This is a genomic window from Dactylosporangium aurantiacum (assembly GCF_000716715.1).
Taxonomy (GTDB): domain Bacteria; phylum Actinomycetota; class Actinomycetes; order Mycobacteriales; family Micromonosporaceae; genus Dactylosporangium; species Dactylosporangium aurantiacum.
In genome coordinates, this window is record NZ_JNYJ01000014.1 from 1 (window position 1) to 18,422 (window position 18,422).

Sequence of the window (18,422 nt, forward strand, 5' to 3'; positions counted from 1 at the left end):
TGGTGCACGCCGCGGCGACCCCGGGCAGCAAGGGCTTCGCCGTGCCGGACACCGCGAAGGAGCTCGTCGACGCCTGAGCCGCATCACCACGACACAGCCACGGGACCCGGGCCTCCACCAGGAGCGCCCGGGTTCCGGCGCGTCGCAGGTCCGTCAGGTACCGGCTACGATGTGCGCTCGACGGGTGGGTCAAGGTGAAGGACGACGTGTGACGGTGACCAGCGGGCACGTCCGCGGTGTCGTCCGGTGCCTGTACGCGGCACCGGCGCTGCTCGCCGGGGTGCTCGGCTGTCTCGGCGCCCAGGGGCTGACCGGCCGGCTGCTCGCCCACACCCACGGCGCCGCGCACGGCATGGCCGCGGGTGTGCCGCACGTGCACGACCGGCTCGCGGCGTCCGCGCTGCTCGCCGGGTGCCTCGTCACGGTGTCGCTGGCGGCCGCCCTCGCCGCCGCCGGGCGCCGCGCCGCCACCCGCGCCGCCGTCATGTGGGCGAGCGGACTGTCGATCATCGCGTTCGTCGTCATCGACCGGCTGTCGCACGGCACCGGCGATGCGCTGCGGCCGTCGTCTCCGCTGCTGGTGCTCACCGGGACCGCCGTGCACGTGTGCGTCGGCGCCGGTGTCGGCCTGCTCTGGTGGCGCTGGCTCGACGGGGTCCGGCCACCGGTCAGCGCCGGCCCGCCCGACCCGCCGGCCGTGGCGCGGCCGGCCCGGAGGCCGCGGCGGGCCGAGCGGTTACGCCGGCCGTGGTGGGTGTCGCCGATCGCCGGGCGCGCACCACCGTGCCGCACCGTGTGAGCACAGCACCGCCGCCAACGCCGGTCCTCCGCCGACCGGATCCCTTTCGCCGCACACGTACGCCGCTGCCGCCAGCCGGTCCCGGCCGGTGCCGCCCGGCGACGACAGCACCGGGAGCATGCATGCGACTCGACGACCACGACGACCACGACAACGACGGCGACAACGACGGCGATGACGACCGGGCCCGGGTGCAGGGCTCAGGGGCGATGATCCTCCTCGGCGTCATCGGCATCCTCGTCATCATCGGTTTCCTGTACTCCGTGATGGCCCAGTGACGTTCCGCCCGGTGGCGGGGTCCGCGGACCCCGCCACCGGGACGCGGACGGGTCATCCGGCCCTGGCCCGGGCGGCCCGCGAGGGCGCAGCCTGGAACTGACCTCCCCGGCGGTGCCTCGTGCCCCCGATCTGCCACACGGCACCCGGCCGGCCGGGACGGCGGTGACGGACGGAGGGCCGCACGGTGTGGTGGCGACGGCGCGAACAGATCCTGTTCCTCGCGACCGGGGTGCTGACGGTGGCCGGCGTGGCCGGCTGGGTGGCCGGCGGGGCCGGCATCGCGACGGCGGCCTGGACGGCCGCGACGGTGGTCGGGCTGCTGTACTCGACCGGCTCGCTGGCGGTCGCGGTGCGCCGCCGCCAGCCGAGCGTCGACGTGATCGCCTGGCTGGCGCTGGCCGGCGCCCTGGCGGTCGGTGAGGTGTTCGCCGGCGCGGTGGTCGCGGTGATGCTGGCCAGCGGCGCGCTGCTGGAGGCCCGGGCCGCGGCCCGGGCGCGACGGGAGCTGCACGCGTTGGTGGCGCGGGCACCCCGCACGGCGCGGCGGCAGACTCCGCACGGGGCGGTCGAGGTGCCCGTCGACCAGGTGGCGGTCGGTGACCGGCTGCTGGTGGGCGCGGGCGAGATCGTCCCGGTCGACGGCCGGCTGCTGGACGACGCGGTGCTGGACGAGTCCGCGTTGACCGGTGAACCGCTGCCGGTGACCCGCCGGGCCGGCGACGACGTGCGCAGCGGGACCGTCAACACCGAGGCGCCGGTCGGGCTGGTGGCCACCACCACCGCGGCGGCCTCGACGTACGCGGGCGTCGTGCGGCTGGTCGAGCAGGCGCAGGCGGGCAGCGCCCCGTTCGTGCGGGTCGCCGACCGGGTCGCCGTCGCGTTCGTGCCGGTGACGCTGCTGCTGGCCGGGGCCGCGTGGTTGGCGGCCGCGGACCCCACGCGGGCGGTGGCCGTGCTGGTGGTCGCGACGCCGTGCCCGCTGCTGCTGGCCGCGCCGATCGCGATCATGTCGGGGTTGTCCCGGGCGGCGCGCGGCGGGGTGATCGTCAAGGGTGGTGCCGCGCTGGAGCGGCTCGCGACCGGGAAGGTGCTGCTGTTCGACAAGACCGGCACCCTGACCGGTGGCCGGCCGGCCCTGACCGACGTGGTCACCCCACCCGGCGGGCTGGACGCCGACGAGGTGCTGCGCCTCGCCGCCGGCCTGGAGACGGTGTCCGCCCACGTGCTGGCCGCGGCGATCGTGACCGCGGCCCGTGACCGTGGCCTGCCCGCCGGCGGTCCGCACCAGGTACGTGAGGTGCACGGCTACGGCGTCGAGGGGGTCGTCGACGGCCGGCGGGTCCGGCTGGGCAAGGCGGCCTGGATCGTGACCGGCCAGGCGCCGGCGTGGGTCCGGCACGCCCGCCGGCGGGCGGCCCTGGACGGGTCGCTGGCGGTGTTCGTGGCGGTGGACGGCGCACCGGCCGGCGTCCTGCTGTTGGAGGATCCCGTACGGCCGCAGGCACCCCGGATGGTCCGTGCGCTGCGGGCCGCGGGCATCGCCCGGGTCGTGCTGGTCACCGGCGACCGTGCCGAGACCGCCGAGGCGGTGGGCCGCGTGGTGGGCGTCGACGCGGTGCACGCGGACTGCGACCCGGCGGACAAGGTGGCGCTGGTCCGTGCCGAGCAGCGGCACGGGCCGACGGTCATGGTCGGCGACGGCATCAACGACGCTCCGGCCCTGGCCGCCGCGGGTGTCGGCGTCGCCCTCGCGGCGCGCGGGGCGACGGCGTCGGCCGAGGCCGCCGATGTGGTGCTCACCGTGGACCGGATCGACGCGCTCGCCGACGCGGTCCTCATCGCCCGCCGGTGCCGCACGATCGCCGCGGCGGCCGTCGGTGCCGGGATGGGTGCCTGCGCCGTGGCGATGGTCGTCGCCGCCGCCGGCCACCTGCCGCCGGCCGTGGGTGCGGTGCTGCAGGAAGGCATCGACCTCGCCGCGATCGGCATCGCGCTGACCGCGCTGCTGCCGGTACGGCTGCACACGGTCGCGATGCGCCCGGCGGACGTCGCGGTCGCGCGGCGCCTGTACACCGAGCACCGCGGGGTGCGCGCCCTGGTGGAGCAGGTCCGGACGGTCGCCGACGACCTGCTGGACCCCCCGTTCGACCTGGCCCCCGTCCGGGTGCTACTGGCCCGGCTGCAGGCCGAGCTGCTGCCGCACGAACGGGCCGAAGAAGCGCAGCTGCTGCCGATCGTGGCCCGGGCGCTCGGCGGGTCCGGGGCAGCCGGTGCGCTCAGCCGCACGCATGCCGAGATCGAGCACCAGGTCAGCCGGCTCCGCCGGAGCCTGGAGGACCTGCCGGACAGCGCCCAGCCCGAGGACGTCGTCGACGTCCGGCGGGTGCTGTACGGCCTCTACGCCGTCCTGCGGCTGCACAACGCCCAGGAGGAAGAGGACGCGTTCAGCCTCATCCCGGCGCGGCGGCGGGCACCGGTGTCGGTACGGTCCTGAGATACCCCAGGGGGTATATTCCCGCGAGGTCGAGTGAGATGTGCCGCCCTGCGGGCCGGTTGACGCCGCCGCTGGTCGAGCTATGGTTGCCGCATACCCCCGGGGGTATCTAAACCGGAAGTTTCCGGACCATGGCCGGTGGCAGGGGATCAGTGCGCGGGTGCGCGCGGACCGGCCGACGGTCCTCAGCGGGCACACCGCGGTCCGGGCCACCTTCCGGGCCCGTTGTCCGAAAGGAACATTCCAGTGCCGCACATCTTGCCGATCGACACCGCGACCCTCGGCGACCGCAGCTACCTCGTCCATGACGGGCGGGTCGCGTTCGTGGTGGACCCGCAGCGCGACATCGACCGGGTCCTGGACCTCGCGGCCGCCGCGGGTGTGGCGATCACCCACGTGTTCGAGACCCACATCCACAACGACTACGTGACCGGCGGCCTCGCGCTCGCGCAGCGCACCGGCGCCGCGTACCACGTCAACGGTGACGACGCGGTCGCGTTCGACCGGGTCGCGGTCCGCGACGGGGACGTCGTCGCCGTCGGCGAGTCCATGACCGTGGAGGTGCTCGCCACCCCGGGACACACCTTCACCCACCTGTCCTACGCGCTGCGCGAGCACGACGAGCCGGTGGCGGTGTTCTCCGGCGGGGCGCTGCTGTACGGCTCGGTCGGCCGGCCCGACCTGCTCGGGCCCGACCACGCCCGCGACCTCGCCCACCACCAGTACGCCTCCGCGTGGCGCCTCGCCGGTGCCGTGCCCGAGTCCGCGGCGCTGTACCCGACCCACGGGTTCGGCAGCTTCTGCTCCGCCGGCCAGAGCGACGCCGTCGCGTCCACGATCGGCCACGAGAAGCGCGTCAACCCGGTGCTGCTGAGCGACGAGCAGGCCTTCGTCGAGGAGATCCTGACGGGACTGGACGCCTGGCCCGCGTACTACGCCCACATGGGCCCGGCCAACGCCGCCGGCCCCGGCGCGCCGGACCTCTCCACGCCGGCACGGGCCGACGCCGAGCAGCTGCGCGCCCGGCTCGCCGCCGGCGAGTGGGTCGTCGACCTGCGCAACCGGGTCGCGTTCGCCGCCGGCCACGTCGCGGGAACACTGAACTTCGGCCTCGACGGCAGCTTCGCCACCTACCTCGGCTGGCTCATCCCCTGGGGCACCCCGCTCACCCTGCTGGCCGAGACCGCCGAGCAGATCGCCGAGGCGCAGCGGGAGCTCGTCCGCATCGGCATCGACCGGCCGGCGGCGCACGCCACCGGGGCACCCGCCGGCTGGAGCACCGAGCCGCTGGCCTCGTTCGCCCGGGCCACGTTCGCCGACCTCGCCCAGGTCCGGCACCACCGGCCGGTCAACGTGCTCGACGTCCGCCGCGACCTCGAGGTCGCCGCCGCGCGGATCGACGGCACCGTCCACGTGCCGCTGCACGAACTGCCCGGCCGTCTCGCCGAGGTCCCCGACGGCGAGGTGTGGGTGCACTGCGCCGCCGGCTACCGGGCCTCCATCGGCGCGTCGATCCTCGCCGCGGCCGGCCGCCGGGTCGTCGCCGTCGACGACGCGTTCGACCGGGCCGCCGACGCGGGACTGCCCGTCGTCACCGCGACGCGCGAGCCGTCCATGGCCGAGCGCTGAACCCACAACCCACCCGCCACGGGCGGCAGCGCCCGCCCCGTCCGATGATTCCGACCGCCCGACGAGGAGCACCATGCGCACCACCGACCCCAGCTGTCCCGCCGTCATCGACGTGCCCACCCTGCGCCACCGGCTCGACGGGGGTGACGCGCCGCGGATGCTCGACGTGCGGACCCCCGGCGAGTTCCAGGCAGGCCACATCCCGGGCGCCTACAACGTCCCTCTCGACCTGCTGCGGGAGCACCGCACCGAGCTGCTGGCCCACCTCGACGAGGAGGTCGTGCTCGTCTGCCGCTCCGGCGCCCGGGCCACCCAGGCCCAGCAGGTCCTCGGCCAGGCCGGGCTGCCGAACCTGAAGGTCCTCGGCGGCGGGATCGCCGCCTGGCAGGCCGACGGAGCGCCGATGCGCCACGGCCGCCCCCGCTGGGACCTCGAACGGCAGGTCCGCCTCGTCGCCGGCGGTGTCGTCCTCGCCAGCGTCCTGATCTCCGTCGCGGTGCCCGGCGCGCAGTGGGTCGCCGCCGCGATGGGCGCGGGGCTCACCGCCGCCGCGCTCACCGACACCTGCGCGATGGGCATGCTGCTGTCCCGGCTGCCCTACAACCGGGGCGCGGCCTGCGATCTGGACAGCGTCGTCGGGCAGCTGCGCGGCACCGCACCCGCCGGCGGGCGGCCGTGACCGCCCTGATCGTGACCGTCGTGCTGGCCGGCGCCATCGGTGTCAGCCTCGGCCTGCTCGGCGGCGGCGGGTCCATCCTCGCCGTCCCCCTGCTCGTGTACGTCGCCGGGCTGCCCGCCAAGGAGGCGATCGCCACCTCGCTGCTCGTCGTCGGCGCCACCAGCGCCGTCGCCGTCGTGCCGCACCTGCGCGCCGGCCGGGTCCGCTGGCGCACCGGCCTCATCTTCGGCCTGGCCGGCATGACGGGTGCCTACACCGGTGGGCGGCTGGCCGCGTACATCCCCGCCGGTGTCCTGCTCACCGGGTTCGCGGTGATGATGCTGGCCACGGCGACCGCGATGATCCGCGGCCGGCGCGGCACCGGCGGCGAGCCGGCCCCGCGCGAGCTGCCGCTGCCGCGGGTCGTCGCCGACGGGGTCGTGGTCGGGCTCGTCACCGGCCTCGTCGGCGCCGGCGGAGGCTTCCTCGTCGTGCCGGCCCTCGCGCTCCTCGGCGGCCTGTCGATGCCGGTCGCTGTCGGCACGTCGCTCGTCGTCATCGCCATGAAGTCCTTCGCCGGGTTCGCCGGGTACCTGTCCGGCGTCAGCGTCGACTGGACGCTCGCCGCCGCCGTCACGATCGCCGCCGCGGCCGGCAGCCTCATCGGTGCCCGGCTCGCCGGACGCGTCCCCGCCGAGGTGCTGCGCAAGACGTTCGGCTGGTTCGTCGTCGCCATGGGCACCTTCGTCCTCGCCCAGCAGCTTCCCGGGGGTCTGCGCGGCGACCCGGCGTTCCTGGCGGCGTGCGGCGCGACCGCGGTCGTCGTGGTGGCGGCGTCCGTGGTGCGCCGCCGGACGCGCCGGGCCCGCCCGCCCGGCAGGCCGGAACTCCAGGGTGTGCCCGGGCGCCGGACCGTCCAGGAGACCCGGGAAGCGGCCCTCTGAACCAGGTGGTGACGTCCGGCACCGGTGCCGGACGTCACCGGTTCGAGCACCGGCGGCCGATGCCCCCGGGGGTATTCTGGGGAGCCGGGACGAAGGGAACGACGGCATGCAGATCGACGGCGACGCGCTCGGCGACGTGATCAAACGCCTGCGGCGCGCCGAAGGGCAGATCCGCGGCATCATCGCGATGCTGGAGGACGGCCGCGACTGCGCGGACGTCGTCACCCAGCTCGCCGCGGTGTCCAAGGCCCTGGACCGGGCCGGTTTCAAGATCATCGCCACGGGTCTGCGGCAGTGCGTCACCGCGGAGAGCGACGGCAAGGACCCGTCCATCGACGTGGCCCAGCTGGAGAAGCTGTTCCTCTCCCTCGCGTGACCGGGGCGGGCGCCGCCCGTCAGCGCCCGCGGGTCGACACGGCCGGCGTGCGGTCCCACACCGCCCGGGCGCCCGAGTCGCCGACCCGGTAGACCTGCACGAGGTTGGCCGCGGCCACGACCAGGGCGAGCACCGACAGCGTGACGCCGAGCGCGCCGCGACCCGCCGGGCCGGTCCGGGCGCGGCGGCGCGTCCAGACCAGCGCCACGGCGACGGCGAGCAGCGGTATGGCGAACCAGATGAGGGTGTCGCCGAGGTGGGCGTGCGCGCCGGGGTCGCCGACCCGGTGCTCCAGGTCCTCCCCGGTGCTGGTGGCGACCGGGATGGACACCGTCGCGAGCGCGGCGACACCGACGATGAGGGACCCGAACCGGTCCGCCAGCGCCGGACGGACGGCGAGCGCGGTGACACCGAGCACGGCGAGCGGGAGCAGCACGACCACGGCGTGCACGACGAGCGGGTGCAGCGGCAGTCCGTTGAAGGTGGGCATGGGCACCACCCTGGCAGCGCGATCTTCGAGGATTCTTAGCCGGCGGCGTGCCAGGCTTGCGCCATGCCCACCGCCGAGGACGCCGCGCCGGCCCTGCTCCTGGTCGAGGACGAGCGCGAGCTGTCCGACATGCTGGTCGAGGTGCTCACCGACGAGGGGTACCGGGTCGACCGCGCCCGCGACGGCCAGGAGGGCCTGCATCTCGGGCTCACCAGGCGCTACGACGTCATGGTGCTCGACCGGGGCCTGCCCGCGATCGACGGCCTCGACCTGCTGCGCAGGCTGCGCGGGCGGGGCGTCGCGACGGCGGCCCTGCTCCTGACCGCGCGCGGCGCCGTCGCCGACCGGGTGGAGGGCCTGGACGCCGGCGCCGAGGACTACCTGGTCAAGCCGTTCGACCTGGCGGAGCTGCTGGCCCGGCTGCGGGCGCTGCGGCGCCGCCACCAGCAGCACGCCGACCGGGTCGCCGTCGGCGGGCGCTGGCTGGATCTCGACGCCAGGCAGGTCCGCGACGACGCCGGCCGCGCGGTGACCCTCTCGGACCGCGAATGTGCCCTGCTGCGCACGCTGGCCACCCGGCCACGGCAGGTGTTCAGCCGCGACGACCTGCGCGCGCTGGTGTTCAACGCGGCCGAGCACCCCGGCGTCGTCGACACCTACGTGCACTACCTGCGGCGCAAGCTCGGCCGCGACGTGATCCGCACCGTGCACGGCCTCGGCTACCAGATCGGCCCGGCGGAGGGGCCGGCGTGAGCGCGGCGCCCGACGCGCGGATGGTCCGCCGGGCGGCCGTCGGCATCGCCGCCCAGGTCGCCGCCGCCGTCGCGGCCACCGTGCTGCTCGTCAGCGTGCTCGCCCTCTCGCTCACGGTGCTCGCCGAGCACCGCGACGAGGAGCGGACGGTCCGCGAGGTGACCGTGGCCGCCGGACCGCAGCTGATCGGCGCCGACGGGGTGGTGCTGCTGCACCGCGACCCGTCCGGCACCGTGCGCGCGGGACCGGCGGTGCCGGACCCGGTGACCCGGCTGGACCTCGGGCGGCTGCCTGCCGGCCGGGGCAACGCCAGGGTCGCCGGGCGCGAGTACGAGACGTACGCGGTCGACCGGCCCGACGGCGGCCGGACCGTCGGGCTGCTCGACGTGACCGTCCGGGAGGAGTCGGGAGAGCGGCTCGTGGGATCGCTGGTCCTCGGCGGCCTCCTCGGCATCGCCGCCGCCGGCGCGGCCGGGCTGCTGCTCGGCCGCCGCGCGGTCCGGCCGCTGGCCAGGGCGCTGGAGCTGCAGCGGCGGTTCGTCGCCGACGCCAGCCACGAGCTGCGCACGCCCCTGGCGGTGCTGCACACCCGGGCCGAGCTGATCCAGCGCCGGCTCACCCAGGCCGGGGCGCCCGCCGGGGACCGGCTCCGGGCCGACGTCGCGCAGCTGACCGCGGACACCCGCGCCCTGGGCGAGGTGGTGGAGGACCTCCTGCTGTCGGCCGAGCTGCAGCACCGGCCCGCGGCGGGGGTCCCGGTCGACGTCGGCGACCTCGTCGCCGAGCTGGTCGCGGCCGTCGCGCCGGTCGCCGAACGCCGGGGCGTCACCCTCGCCGCCGACACCGGCGACGGGCGGCTCACGGTGGAGGGCGTGCGCTCCTCGCTGCGCCGGGCGCTGGCCGCGCTCGTCGACAACGCCCTCGCCCACGTCGACGCGGGCGGCACCGTCACCGTCGGCGCGCACCGCGGCGCCGGCCGGGTCCGGATCGCGGTCACCGACGACGGCGACGGCCTGGATCCGGCCGAGGCACGCGAGCTGCTGCGCCGCTTCGCGCGCGGCAGCGGCCACGCCGACCGCGAGGGTCGCCGCTTCGGTCTCGGGCTCGCCCTCGTCAGCGAGGTCGTCGAGGCGCACCGCGGCCGCCTGGAGATCAGCGGCAGGCCCGGCCACGGCGCCCGGTTCGTCATCGACCTCCCCGCCGCACCGCACCGATGACGCCGCACCGATGACGCCGTACGGACGACGCCGCACCGATGACGCCGTACGGACGACGCCGCGCGGCGGGTCTAGTCGCCGGCGACGGCGGCCGGCTCGGCGGACAGTTCGAGCATCCGGATGCGGGTCGCCTGCATGCGTTCGACGACCACCGCGATGAGCCGCCGGGTCAGCTCGTAGCCGAGCTCCGGCTCCGCGGCGCACATGGCGCGGATGCCCGGGCCGTCGAAGGCGATCGCCAGGACGGCGGTGTCGGCGGTGGCGCCGAAGTGCCACCGGTACGGCGGGAACATCCACGACCAGCCGAGCACCTGCCCGGGGCCGATCGTCTCCAGCACCACGTCGCCGCGGCCGGGCAGGTGGGTGTCGAGGCTGACCAGCCCGTCACGGATGAGCCAGAACCGGTCGGCCCGCCCGCCCTCGCGGAAGATCCGGGTGCCGGCGTGGAACGTGGCGCGGTGCGAGTAGTGCGCCATCCGGTCCAGGAACCGGTCCGGTACACCGGCCATGAACGGGTGCGCGACGAGCAGGTCGTGTGCGGTGATCACTGGTCTCACCTCCGCCAGCGGTGTGGTGCTTCCGACTCCAGCGAACCCCGCGGGCGGGCCCGCCGGTAGGGCCGCTCGCCACCCCGCGCCCGGGACCTACGGCCCTGCCGAGCCCGTGCCCCGCCGCCGGTCAGGTGGCCGCCGGAGGGTGGACGATCAGCACCGGGCACTCCGCGTGGTGGATGAGCTGCTGCCCGACGGAGCCGAGCAGCAGCCCCGCGAAGCCGCCGTGCCCCCGGCTGCCCACGACGACCAGCTGTGCGGTGCGGGAGGCGCCGATGAGCACCTGGGCCGCGCGGCCGTTGCCGAGCAGCGGCACGATCGCGACGGACGGGTACTTCTCCTGCCACCCGGCGATCGACGCCTCCAGCACCTGCCGTTCCGTCGTCTCGATCACGCTGTACGGCAGCGCGGTCACCGCCGGCGGGACGTAGGCGCGCACGGCGACCACCCCCGTGCCGCGGGAGCGGGCCTCGTCGAGCGCGACGCCCAGCGCGGCGTCCGAGCTGGCGGAGCCGTCGACCCCGACCACGACGGGGCCGTCGGTGGCGTCGTGCCGACCCCGCACCACGACGACCGGCGTGCGGGCGTGCGTCGCGACCTGCAGGCTGACCGAGCCGATCAGCAGGTTGGTGAGCCCGCCACCGCCCCGGTTGCCGACGACGAGTAGGTCAGCGGCGGCGTCGAGCAGCGTCGGCGCGGGTGCCGCATGGACCGCCGAGCCGGTGACGTCGACGCCGGTGCCGCGCCGCCGCACGTGGTCGACGACGTCGGCGACGAGCCGGTCCGCGTGCCGCTGCGCCTCGGCGACCAGGTCCGTGACCGGCCCGTCGTACGCGGCGCCGGGCCAGGCCAGCTGGTATGCGTAGAGGACGTGGAGCCCGGCGCCCGAGCGCTGCGCCGCGGCGGCGGCCCAGTCGACCGCGTCACGGGCCTCGATCGAGCCGTCGTACCCCACGACGATCCGCTGCGTGTGCATGACATCCTCCTTCGCGAACCCTCCGGGCCCAGCCTGGAACCGGCCCCCGCCGACGTGCCAGGGACGGTGGATCGGGACGGGCGGGACCTTCGACCCTGCGCCGGGTCAGGCCGCGCCCGGCGCCCGCTGCCGCCGCTGCCACGGCCGGGGCACCGTGCACGCCGAGGCCGGACGCCGGGGACTGCCCGGTGCCGCCCGGCCGTAACCGATGCGCAGGATCATCTGCGGCCACCGGTGGGCCCCCGTACCGGCGAGCAGCATGCGCACGTCGGGCAGCTCCAGCGCCTGGGTCATCGGCTGGACCGCGACCCCGCGGACGGTCGCCGTCAGCAGCACCCGCTGCAGCGCCTGGCCGGTGCGCAGCCACGCGGCGCGGTCGTCGCCGTCGCCGTACAGCATCAGCAGCTGCGGCTCGGCCTCGAACCGGGCGGTCTGCCGCTGCTGATGCGGCACGGACAGGCCGAAGTCGCGCACCGCGACGGCCGACGTCGCCGGCCGCGGACCGAAGGCCTGGGCGGGCACCCCGTCGTGCCGCGCACCGTCCTGCCCGGTCCACGCGATGATCTCCCGCCGGTACGCCGGATCCGCGCGTTGCCGCGTGTCGGCCGTCCAGGTCAGGCCGAGCACGGCGGCGCGCCGGACCGGGTCCAGGGCGGTGAGCGCGGCCCCGGTGCCGTCCGCGGCGGCCCGCAGCTCCCGCACCGTGCCGGGCGGGACCTGCGCACCGTGGTACGGCAGCCGGTTCGTCCGCCGGCGGGTGATCGCCGCGGCCAGCAGCCGCGTGCCCGGCGCGGGCATCCGCCGCTGCCCGAGCTCGACCCGGGCGACCTGGTCGGCGTCGCCGGACACCGGCACGAGCAGCGGGGTGTGCCCGGCGGCCGCGAGCGCCAGCCGCAGGTTGAACACGGCCGCGCCGAGGCTCAGGTACATCGCCCGCCGGTGCGGGTCGATCACGTCGAGCCCCCGGTCGTGGTCGGCCAGCACGTCGAACCCGCCGTCCCGGACCCGGAACCGCCACGGCTGCGTGTTGTGGATGGACGGTGCGGCGACCGCGGCGTTCAGACCGGCGGCGACCGCCCGGTCCGTCAACCCTCCGCTCATGAGGAACCTTCCTTGCGCGGGTGTGTTCCCGGCCCGGGACGGGCGACGATGACCGGGCAGTTGGCGTGGTGGACGGCGGCCTGGCTCACCGAACCCAGCAGCAGCCCGGTGAAGCCGCCGTTGCCGCGGGCGCCGACGACGAGCAGCTCCGCGCCCGTCGAGGCCTCGGCGAGCACCCCGCCGGCGCGGCCGACCACCACGTCGAGCCGGACGTCGACCTGCGGGTACTTCTCCTGCCAGCCGGCCATCGACTCGGCGAGGGCCCGCCGGGCGCCGGCGAGCGCGTCCTGCTCGCCGTAGATGGGCGCGGCGACGCCGTCGCGCTGGCCGGCGACCTGCCACTGGCAGGCGTTGACCGCGGTGAGCCCGGCCGAGCGGAACGCGGCCTGCTCGAACGCGACGGCGACGGCGAGGTCCGCGTCGTGGGAGCCGTCGACGCCGACGACGACCCGGCCGGCGTTCGCGCCGCCGGAGCGGTCCGCGCCGCGGACGATCACCACCGGGCACGACGCGTGCGCCGCCAGCTCGACACCGGTCGAGCCGACCAGCAGCGCGGCGAACCCGCCGAGACCGCGGCTGCCGACCACGACCAGCGAGGCCTGCCGGGAGGCGGCCAGCAGCGCCGGGACGCAGAGCCGGCTCGTCGACCCGGCGCTGATCTCCAGGTCGCCGCCGGCGTCGCGGGCGTGGGTCACGGCGTCGGCGAGGAGCCGCGCCGCGGTCTGCGGCGTATCGGTCTGCGTGACGACCGGCAACGCGAGTCCGACCGGCGGGTACGCGAACTCCGGCCAGCCGTGCGCGTGCAACAGGTGCAGCGGGCGGTGCCGCCGCGCGGCGTCCGCGGCGGCCCACCGCACCGCCCGCAGGCTGTCCGCCGAGCCGTCGACACCGACGACGACGGCGGTGGCCGCGATGGATGACGTGGTCATGACGGCTCCTCGGGTCGGTCCTGCGTCGCCGGTGCGGCGGCATCGCCCGGTGCGCCGGCGGCCTTCGTTCCCACCCTCGTCCGCGCGGCGTGCCGGTGGTAAGGCCGCAAGCCCGGCCGCGCCCGGGACCAAGGTCCCGAGTCGCGGCCGGCCCCGGTCCGGTGCCACGGCGGCGCATAGGGCCGGTCGTGACGGGCAGAACCCCCCGATGCGAGCGATGAACGCCTGGCGCGTCGAGCGGCCGGGCCCGATCGGCACCGGGCCGCTGCGGATGGCGTCGCTGCCGGTACCGGAGCCGGGGCCGGGCGAGGTGCTGCTCGAGGTGCGCGCCTGCGCGGTCTGCCGCACCGACCTTCACCTCGCCGAGGGTGACCTGCCGCCGCGCCGGTGGGGTGTCGTGCCCGGGCACGAGGTGGTGGGCGAGGTCGAGCGGCTGGGGCCGGACACCGGGGACCTGCGGGTAGGGGAGCGGGTCGGGGTGGCGTGGCTGCGGCACACCTGCGCCACCTGCCGCTACTGCCGGCGCGGCGCGGAGAACCTCTGCCCGTTCTCGGAGTACACCGGGTGGCACGCCGACGGGGGGTTCGCCGGGTACTGCGTCGCGCCGGCGTCGTACGTGTACCGCCTCCCGCCACGGTACGACGACGCGCACGCCGCCCCGCTGCTGTGCGCCGGGATCATCGGCTACCGGGCGCTGCGCCGCGCGGACGTGCCGCCGGGCGGCCGGCTGGGCCTGTACGGCTTCGGCGCGTCCGCGCACCTGGCGGCCCAGGTGGCGATCGCGCAGGGCGCCACGGTGCACGTGCTGACCCGCTCGGCGCGGGCCCAGCGGCTGGCGCTGGACCTGGGCGCCGCGTCGGCGGGTGACGCGACGGCCGCGCCGCCGGAGCCGCTGGACGCGGCGATCCTGTTCGCGCCCGTGGGCGAGCTGGTGCCGGTCGCGCTCGCCGCGCTCGACCGGGGCGGCACGCTCGCCGTCGCCGGCATCCACCTGACCGACATCCCGGTGCTGCGGTACGCCGAGCACCTGTTCCAGGAGCGTTCCCTGCGCAGCGTCACGGCCAACACCCGCGAGGACGGGCGGGACTTCCTGGCCTTCGCGCAGGAGCACCCGCTGCGGGTGACCGTCTCGCCGTATCCGCTGTCCGCGGCGGACCGCGCGCTGGCGGACCTCGCCGCGGACCGGGTGCAGGGCGCCGCCGTGCTGACGCCGCAGCGCTGACCCTCAGCGCACCACCGCGACGGGGCACCCGGCGTGGTGGATCAGGGCCTGGCTGACCGAGCCCAGCAGCAGCCCGGTGAAGCCGCCCCGCCCCCGCGAGCCGACGACCATCAGCTCGGCCCCCCGCGACAGGCGGGTGAGTACCGCGGCGGCGCCACCGCGGACCGTCGACTGGCGCACCTCGACGTCGGGGAACTTGTCGGCCCAGCCGGCGACGGACTCCGCGAGCGCCCGCCGCTCGTCGTCACGCAGGTCGGCGCGGTCGTAGACGAGTGGCAGCATGTCGCCCGGTCCGGTGGTGTCCGGCCACACGTACGTGTGGACGGCGGTCAGCCCGGCACCGCGGAACGACGCCTGCTCCAGCGCGAACCGCATGGCGCGGTCGGCGTTGTGCGAGCCGTCGACACCGACGATGACGTGCCCTGCCTCCGGGCCGGCGTCGTCGTCGCCGGCGGCCGACCGGATCACCACGACCGGGCAGGCGGCGTGCGCGGCCAGCTGCACACCGACGGAGCCGAGCAGCAGGCCGCTGAACCCTCCGAGCCCGCGGCTGCCCACCACGACGACGTCGGCCCGCTGCGACGCCTTCACCAGCGCCGTCGCGGCCGGCTCCAGCGCCGTGGCGGTGGTGACCGGCACGCCGGCCGCGACCGCCGCGGCCCGCGCCACCGCGGCGCGCAGGATGCGGTCGGCCGCCTTGCGCACGGCCTTGCGCAGCGCCGCCGTCGGCTGGGCGCCGAGCGGCGGGTGGACGACCGGCCACGCGTACGCGTGGATGAGGTGCAGCCCGCGTTGCCGGCGGGCGGCGTCCAGGGCGGCCCACTCCACCGCGGCGATGCTCTCGGATGAGCCGTCGACCCCGACGACGACCTCGGACTGCTGCTGCATGGCCCGGCCTCCGTTCACGCTTGCGCGGTCCCGACGCCTCCAGCGTCCTGCGGCGGGCCGCGATCGGCGAACGCCCGGCCGGCGCGGCGGTTCAGCCGCCCAGCAGCCGGATCGCCACCAGCCGGTGGTCCGCGTCCCGCGGGGCCGGCTGGCGGCGGCGGTAGACGGTCAGCGCGTCGTCGTAGCCGGGGTCGCCCGGGGCCAGAGCCACGGCGTGGGCGTCGTACGGGTGCCGGCGGATCGTCACCGTGGCGCCGCGCCCGACGCCGGTGAAGTTGCGCCACCAGCGTTTCGTGGCGGCGCGCCCGGCCATGACGACGACCCGGTCGCGGTCCTGCGCGTACTGGACCGGCAGTGCGTGCCGGGCGCCGGTGACGGCACCCGTGTAGGCCAGCTCGCAGACGCGCCCGCTGAGCAGGGCGTGCGCGGGCGAGGCCAGCAGGCGCAGTACGGTCCGGTTGCCGCGCTGGTGCGTCATGTCGATCACTCCCAAGGGGGCGGGGCCGCCGCCGGGTGCCGGGTGGGATGGGGGCGGCATGCACGACACCCGCCGCGGCGGGGGCATCCCGGTGCGGTGACCATCTTGGTGATGGCGAACCTGACGGCCCGACCCGCCGTCCGTATGTTCCGCTCGCCGGGACCCCCGCGCCGCTCGGCGGGTGTCGCACCTGCGACCTTTCCCGCCGCCGCCGGGAGACGGCAGGGGAGAAGGTCCCGCCTCCGGGGGCCGTGCGCCCCCGGAGGCCGGTCCGGTTCAGCCGGTCTTCCTGACCGGCTTGACGGTCTCCACGGTGACCGGGATGTGCCGCCCGGTCTGGCGCGGCTCGCCGACGGCGACGGTGACCTCGAGGATGCCGTCGCGGTACACCGCCGACAGCGTCTCGTCCTTGGCGCCGGGCGGCAGCTGGACGGTGCGGTGGAACGTGCCGTAGCGAAACTCGGAGTGTCCCTTGTCCCGCTGGGTCTCGGCGCGGGTGACGCTCAGCCGCAGGACGCCGTCGGCGTAGGCGATGTCGACGTCCTTGGCCGGGTCGACGCCGGGCAGCTCGGCCCGCACCGTGTACCGGTCCTCGTCGAGGTCGTCCTCGATGCGGATCGCCGGCTCCGTGAACGGGAACCAGGACGGCCCGTTCAGGTCGAACGACATGAGTGGGGCGGTGCGCAGTCTGGTGGCCAGCATGATGCTCCTCCTTCTTCCCGGGTCCAGCTCAGCACCCCGGCCCGCGCGGCACGCGGGGCGTAGGTCCCGGCCGACCCGTATCGAAGGGCCCGGATCTCAGTGGGTGGTGAGCACCTCGGACCAGGCGCGGCGGGGGGAGGGCGGGGCCGGCAGGGCGTAGCCGATGCGCAGGATCATCTGCGGGAACCACGGGTCGGCGGGGTCGGCCACCACCCGGCGCAGCCGCGGCAGCTCCAGCACCTGGGTCATCGGTTGCACGGCCAGACCCCGCACCGTGGCGGTGAGCAGGACCCGTTGCATCGCCTGCCCGGCCCGGACCCGGGCGGCCCGCGCGTCGCTGCGGCTGCTGAGCACCACCAGCTGCGGGTGCGGCTCGAAGGCGACGGCGGGGCGGCCGGGGGCGGCCGGTCCCGGGTCGAAGTCCCGCAGCGGCAGCCGGCCCGCCGCGTCCCGGGGCCCGAACAGCGCCGGCGGGATGCCGTCGCGGCGGGTCGGGTCGGCGGCCGTCCAGGTCGCGAGCTCCCGCCGGTACGCCGGGTCGCCGCGCTGCGCCGCGTCGGCGGTGATCATGAGCGCCAGCAGCGCGTCGCGGCGCACCCGGTCCAGCGCGGTCAGCTCGGCGCCTTCCGCGGCCGCCGCCGCGCGCAGCTCGTCGAGGACGCGGGCCGGCACGACGGCCCGCGCGTACGGTCCGCGGTTGGTGTGCCGCCGGAACACGGCGCCGCCGAGGGCGCGCAGTCCCGGGCCGGGGCGGCCGGGGCGGCCGGGCTCGATCCTGGCGACGGTGACGCCGTCGGCGGGGAACGGCCGCAGCACCGGCAGCCGGCCGTCCAGGGCGATGGCCAGGCGCAGGTTGAACACGGCGGCGCCCACGCTCAGCAGCATCGAGCGGTGGTCGCGGTCGATGACCCGCAGCCGGCGGGCCGGGTCGGCGCGCACGTCGATCCCGCCGTCGTGGACGCTGAACCGCCACGGCTGCGTGTTGTGCACCGACGGCGCGGCGACCGCCGCGTCGAGCCAGCCGCCGGTCGTCCCATCGTCCGCTCGCAGTGCCATGGCCGGTCATCTCCACCGTGTCGCGGGTCCTGCCCCGGCTGCCAGCCTCGCCGCCGCCGGCCGGGCGGGGAAGTGGCGTTGGTCTCGTGGCGGGGTGCCGGAGGTCCCGCCGGTCAGGGCCCGTCGAGCGCGGCGCGGACCCGGTCGAGCAGGACGTCCTCGGAGAACGGCTTCTCCACCAGGATCACGCCCGGGTCGAGCGTGCCCTGGGAGGCGAGCACCGGCTGGGCGTAGCCGGACATGTACAGCACGCGGACACCGGGGTACCGCTCGCAGAACTTCGCCGAGAGCTCCTTGCCGGTGGCGGGCAGGTACGCGCTGAACGCGGTGCCCGCGCCGGGGCTGGACTGGATCTCGGCGGTACCGCCGGTCTGGGTGATGATGCCGTACACGGTGGCCAGCCCGAGCCCGGTGCCCTTGCCCTTGGGCTTGGTGGTGAAGAACGGTTCGAAGACACGTTCGGCGATCTCCGGCGGGATGCCGGTGCCGGTGTCGCCGACGCGCAGCTTCACGTACCGGCCGGCGGGGCAGGTCCGGGCGTTGCGCGGCGCCGTCGACGCTGACGTTGGTGGTGTCGATGCTGAGGGTGCCGCCGTCGGGCATCGCGTCGCGGGCGTTGACGGCCAGGTTCACCAGGACCTGTTCGAGCTGGCCCGGGTCGGCCAGGACCGGCCACAGCCCGGGCGTGCGGGTGGTGTGCGGCTGGATGTGCTCGCCGAGGGTGCGTTGCAGCAGGCTCTCCACCTCCGCGACGACCGTGTTGAGGTCGAGCACCTGGGGACGCACGACCTCGCGCCGGCCGAACGCGAGGAGCTGGTGGGTCAGCTCGGTGGCCCGCTGGCCGGCCCGCTGCACCTGCTGGAGGTCCCGGCTGACCTGT

20 protein-coding genes are annotated in these 18,422 nt (G+C 76.3%); 10 read left to right on the forward strand and 10 right to left on the reverse strand.

Features of this window, described 5'->3' with window-relative positions; genetic code table 11:
• Positions 1 to 208: 208 nt before the first annotated feature.
• The 7 genes from OP18_RS17640 (at position 209) to OP18_RS17665 (ending at position 7,179) form a co-directional block, all read left to right on the forward strand.
• Positions 209 to 799 (forward strand): hypothetical protein, encoded by a 591-nt coding sequence (locus OP18_RS17640; protein ID WP_033360038.1) that lies wholly within the window; start codon positions 209 to 211, stop codon positions 797 to 799.
• A 122-nt stretch (positions 800 to 921) separates the two neighbouring features.
• Positions 922 to 1,077 carry a hypothetical protein gene (locus tag OP18_RS57250; RefSeq protein ID WP_156089590.1) on the forward strand — a complete coding sequence of 52 codons (156 nt, stop codon included), beginning with the start codon at positions 922 to 924 and terminating at the stop codon, positions 1,075 to 1,077.
• A 185-nt stretch (positions 1,078 to 1,262) separates the two neighbouring features.
• Positions 1,263 to 3,572, forward strand: a complete 2,310-nt coding sequence (locus OP18_RS17645) for a heavy metal translocating P-type ATPase (RefSeq protein ID WP_033360039.1) — start codon at positions 1,263 to 1,265, stop codon at positions 3,570 to 3,572.
• Positions 3,573 to 3,827: 255 nt separating this feature from the next.
• Entirely contained in the window at positions 3,828 to 5,201 is a 1,374-nt protein-coding gene (locus OP18_RS17650) for an MBL fold metallo-hydrolase (RefSeq protein WP_211273584.1), read from the forward strand.
• Positions 5,202 to 5,274: 73 nt separating this feature from the next.
• Positions 5,275 to 5,880 (forward strand): rhodanese-like domain-containing protein, encoded by a 606-nt coding sequence (locus tag OP18_RS17655; RefSeq protein ID WP_033360041.1) that lies wholly within the window; start codon positions 5,275 to 5,277, stop codon positions 5,878 to 5,880.
• The gene (locus OP18_RS17660) at positions 5,877 to 6,803 is read left to right on the forward strand and encodes a sulfite exporter TauE/SafE family protein (protein WP_033360042.1); all 927 of its coding nucleotides are present in this window, start codon (positions 5,877 to 5,879) and stop codon (positions 6,801 to 6,803) included. Before OP18_RS17655 ends, OP18_RS17660 begins: the two co-directional genes overlap by 4 nt.
• Positions 6,804 to 6,909: 106 nt before the next feature.
• Positions 6,910 to 7,179 carry a metal-sensitive transcriptional regulator gene (locus OP18_RS17665; RefSeq protein ID WP_033360043.1) on the forward strand — a complete coding sequence of 90 codons (270 nt, stop codon included), beginning with the start codon at positions 6,910 to 6,912 and terminating at the stop codon, positions 7,177 to 7,179.
• A 19-nt stretch (positions 7,180 to 7,198) separates the two neighbouring features.
• Here the strand turns inward: OP18_RS17665 and OP18_RS17670 are convergent, their stop codons facing one another.
• A complete protein-coding gene (locus OP18_RS17670; protein WP_033360044.1) occupies positions 7,199 to 7,669 on the reverse strand; it encodes a DUF2231 domain-containing protein in 471 nt (156 codons plus the stop codon).
• Between the two features lie 63 nt (positions 7,670 to 7,732).
• On the opposite strand from OP18_RS17670, the gene OP18_RS17675 reads away from it, so the two are divergent.
• Both OP18_RS17675 and OP18_RS17680 read left to right on the forward strand, forming a co-directional pair.
• Positions 7,733 to 8,422: a response regulator transcription factor gene (locus OP18_RS17675; protein WP_156089592.1), complete on the forward strand. Its 690-nt coding sequence runs from the start codon at positions 7,733 to 7,735 to the stop codon at positions 8,420 to 8,422.
• Positions 8,419 to 9,639, forward strand: coding sequence for a sensor histidine kinase (locus tag OP18_RS17680; RefSeq protein WP_052386885.1), 1,221 nt, complete (start codon positions 8,419 to 8,421; stop codon positions 9,637 to 9,639). The genes OP18_RS17675 and OP18_RS17680 overlap by 4 nt, the downstream gene beginning before the upstream one ends.
• Positions 9,640 to 9,710: 71 nt before the next feature.
• Here OP18_RS17680 and OP18_RS17685 read toward each other — a convergent pair whose 3' ends face one another.
• The 4 genes from OP18_RS17685 to OP18_RS17700 all read right to left on the reverse strand — a co-directional run bounded on the left by OP18_RS17685 (position 9,711) and on the right by OP18_RS17700 (position 13,196).
• Entirely contained in the window at positions 9,711 to 10,187 is a 477-nt protein-coding gene (locus tag OP18_RS17685) for a Crp/Fnr family transcriptional regulator (protein WP_245635420.1), read from the reverse strand.
• A 130-nt stretch (positions 10,188 to 10,317) separates the two neighbouring features.
• On the reverse strand, positions 10,318 to 11,166 hold the full coding sequence (locus OP18_RS17690; RefSeq protein WP_033360045.1) for a universal stress protein: 849 nt from the start codon (positions 11,164 to 11,166) through the stop codon (positions 10,318 to 10,320).
• 105 nt (positions 11,167 to 11,271) lie between these two features.
• Positions 11,272 to 12,267, reverse strand: a complete 996-nt coding sequence (locus tag OP18_RS17695; RefSeq protein WP_063745534.1) for an Acg family FMN-binding oxidoreductase — start codon at positions 12,265 to 12,267, stop codon at positions 11,272 to 11,274.
• The gene (locus OP18_RS17700; protein ID WP_033360046.1) at positions 12,264 to 13,196 is read right to left on the reverse strand and encodes a universal stress protein; all 933 of its coding nucleotides are present in this window, start codon (positions 13,194 to 13,196) and stop codon (positions 12,264 to 12,266) included. Before OP18_RS17700 ends, OP18_RS17695 begins: the two co-directional genes overlap by 4 nt.
• A 217-nt stretch (positions 13,197 to 13,413) precedes the next feature.
• On the opposite strand from OP18_RS17700, the gene OP18_RS17705 reads away from it, so the two are divergent.
• Complete coding sequence (locus OP18_RS17705) at positions 13,414 to 14,418, forward strand: zinc-dependent alcohol dehydrogenase family protein (RefSeq protein ID WP_033360047.1); 1,005 nt, start codon at positions 13,414 to 13,416, stop codon at positions 14,416 to 14,418.
• Positions 14,419 to 14,421: 3 nt separating this feature from the next.
• Here the strand turns inward: OP18_RS17705 and OP18_RS17710 are convergent, their stop codons facing one another.
• From OP18_RS17710 to OP18_RS60600, 5 genes are all read right to left on the reverse strand, one after another.
• Complete coding sequence (locus tag OP18_RS17710) at positions 14,422 to 15,306, reverse strand: universal stress protein (protein WP_033360150.1); 885 nt, start codon at positions 15,304 to 15,306, stop codon at positions 14,422 to 14,424.
• Between the two features lie 91 nt (positions 15,307 to 15,397).
• Positions 15,398 to 15,784, reverse strand: coding sequence for a PNPOx family protein (locus tag OP18_RS17715; RefSeq protein WP_033360048.1), 387 nt, complete (start codon positions 15,782 to 15,784; stop codon positions 15,398 to 15,400).
• A gap of 276 nt (positions 15,785 to 16,060) precedes the next feature.
• Entirely contained in the window at positions 16,061 to 16,486 is a 426-nt protein-coding gene (locus OP18_RS17720) for an Hsp20/alpha crystallin family protein (protein ID WP_211273577.1), read from the reverse strand.
• Between the two features lie 96 nt (positions 16,487 to 16,582).
• A complete protein-coding gene (locus tag OP18_RS17725; protein ID WP_052386887.1) occupies positions 16,583 to 17,542 on the reverse strand; it encodes an Acg family FMN-binding oxidoreductase in 960 nt (319 codons plus the stop codon).
• Between the two features lie 113 nt (positions 17,543 to 17,655).
• Entirely contained in the window at positions 17,656 to 18,054 is a 399-nt protein-coding gene (locus OP18_RS60600) for an ATP-binding protein (RefSeq protein WP_052386888.1), read from the reverse strand.
• Positions 18,055 to 18,422 lie beyond the last annotated feature (368 nt).

What these genes read in the sequence shown, in the direction of transcription:
- OP18_RS57250 (WP_156089590.1), top strand. Translation starts at nt 922, where the DNA reads ATGCGACTCGACGACCACGACGACCACGACAACGACGGCGACAACGAC.
- OP18_RS17655 (WP_033360041.1), top strand. Translation starts at nt 5,275, where the DNA reads ATGCGCACCACCGACCCCAGCTGTCCCGCCGTCATCGACGTGCCCACC.
- OP18_RS17665 (WP_033360043.1), top strand. Translation starts at nt 6,910, where the DNA reads ATGCAGATCGACGGCGACGCGCTCGGCGACGTGATCAAACGCCTGCGG.
- OP18_RS17670 (WP_033360044.1), bottom strand. Translation starts at nt 7,669, where the DNA reads ATGCCCACCTTCAACGGACTGCCGCTGCACCCGCTCGTCGTGCACGCC.
- OP18_RS17675 (WP_156089592.1), top strand. Translation starts at nt 7,733, where the DNA reads ATGCCCACCGCCGAGGACGCCGCGCCGGCCCTGCTCCTGGTCGAGGAC.
- OP18_RS17690 (WP_033360045.1), bottom strand. Translation starts at nt 11,166, where the DNA reads ATGCACACGCAGCGGATCGTCGTGGGGTACGACGGCTCGATCGAGGCC.
- OP18_RS17695 (WP_063745534.1), bottom strand. Translation starts at nt 12,267, where the DNA reads ATGAGCGGAGGGTTGACGGACCGGGCGGTCGCCGCCGGTCTGAACGCC.
- OP18_RS17700 (WP_033360046.1), bottom strand. Translation starts at nt 13,196, where the DNA reads ATGACCACGTCATCCATCGCGGCCACCGCCGTCGTCGTCGGTGTCGAC.
- OP18_RS17705 (WP_033360047.1), top strand. Translation starts at nt 13,414, where the DNA reads ATGAACGCCTGGCGCGTCGAGCGGCCGGGCCCGATCGGCACCGGGCCG.
- OP18_RS17710 (WP_033360150.1), bottom strand. Translation starts at nt 15,306, where the DNA reads ATGCAGCAGCAGTCCGAGGTCGTCGTCGGGGTCGACGGCTCATCCGAG.
- OP18_RS17715 (WP_033360048.1), bottom strand. Translation starts at nt 15,784, where the DNA reads ATGACGCACCAGCGCGGCAACCGGACCGTACTGCGCCTGCTGGCCTCG.
- OP18_RS17720 (WP_211273577.1), bottom strand. Translation starts at nt 16,486, where the DNA reads ATGCTGGCCACCAGACTGCGCACCGCCCCACTCATGTCGTTCGACCTG.
- OP18_RS17725 (WP_052386887.1), bottom strand. Translation starts at nt 17,542, where the DNA reads ATGGCACTGCGAGCGGACGATGGGACGACCGGCGGCTGGCTCGACGCG.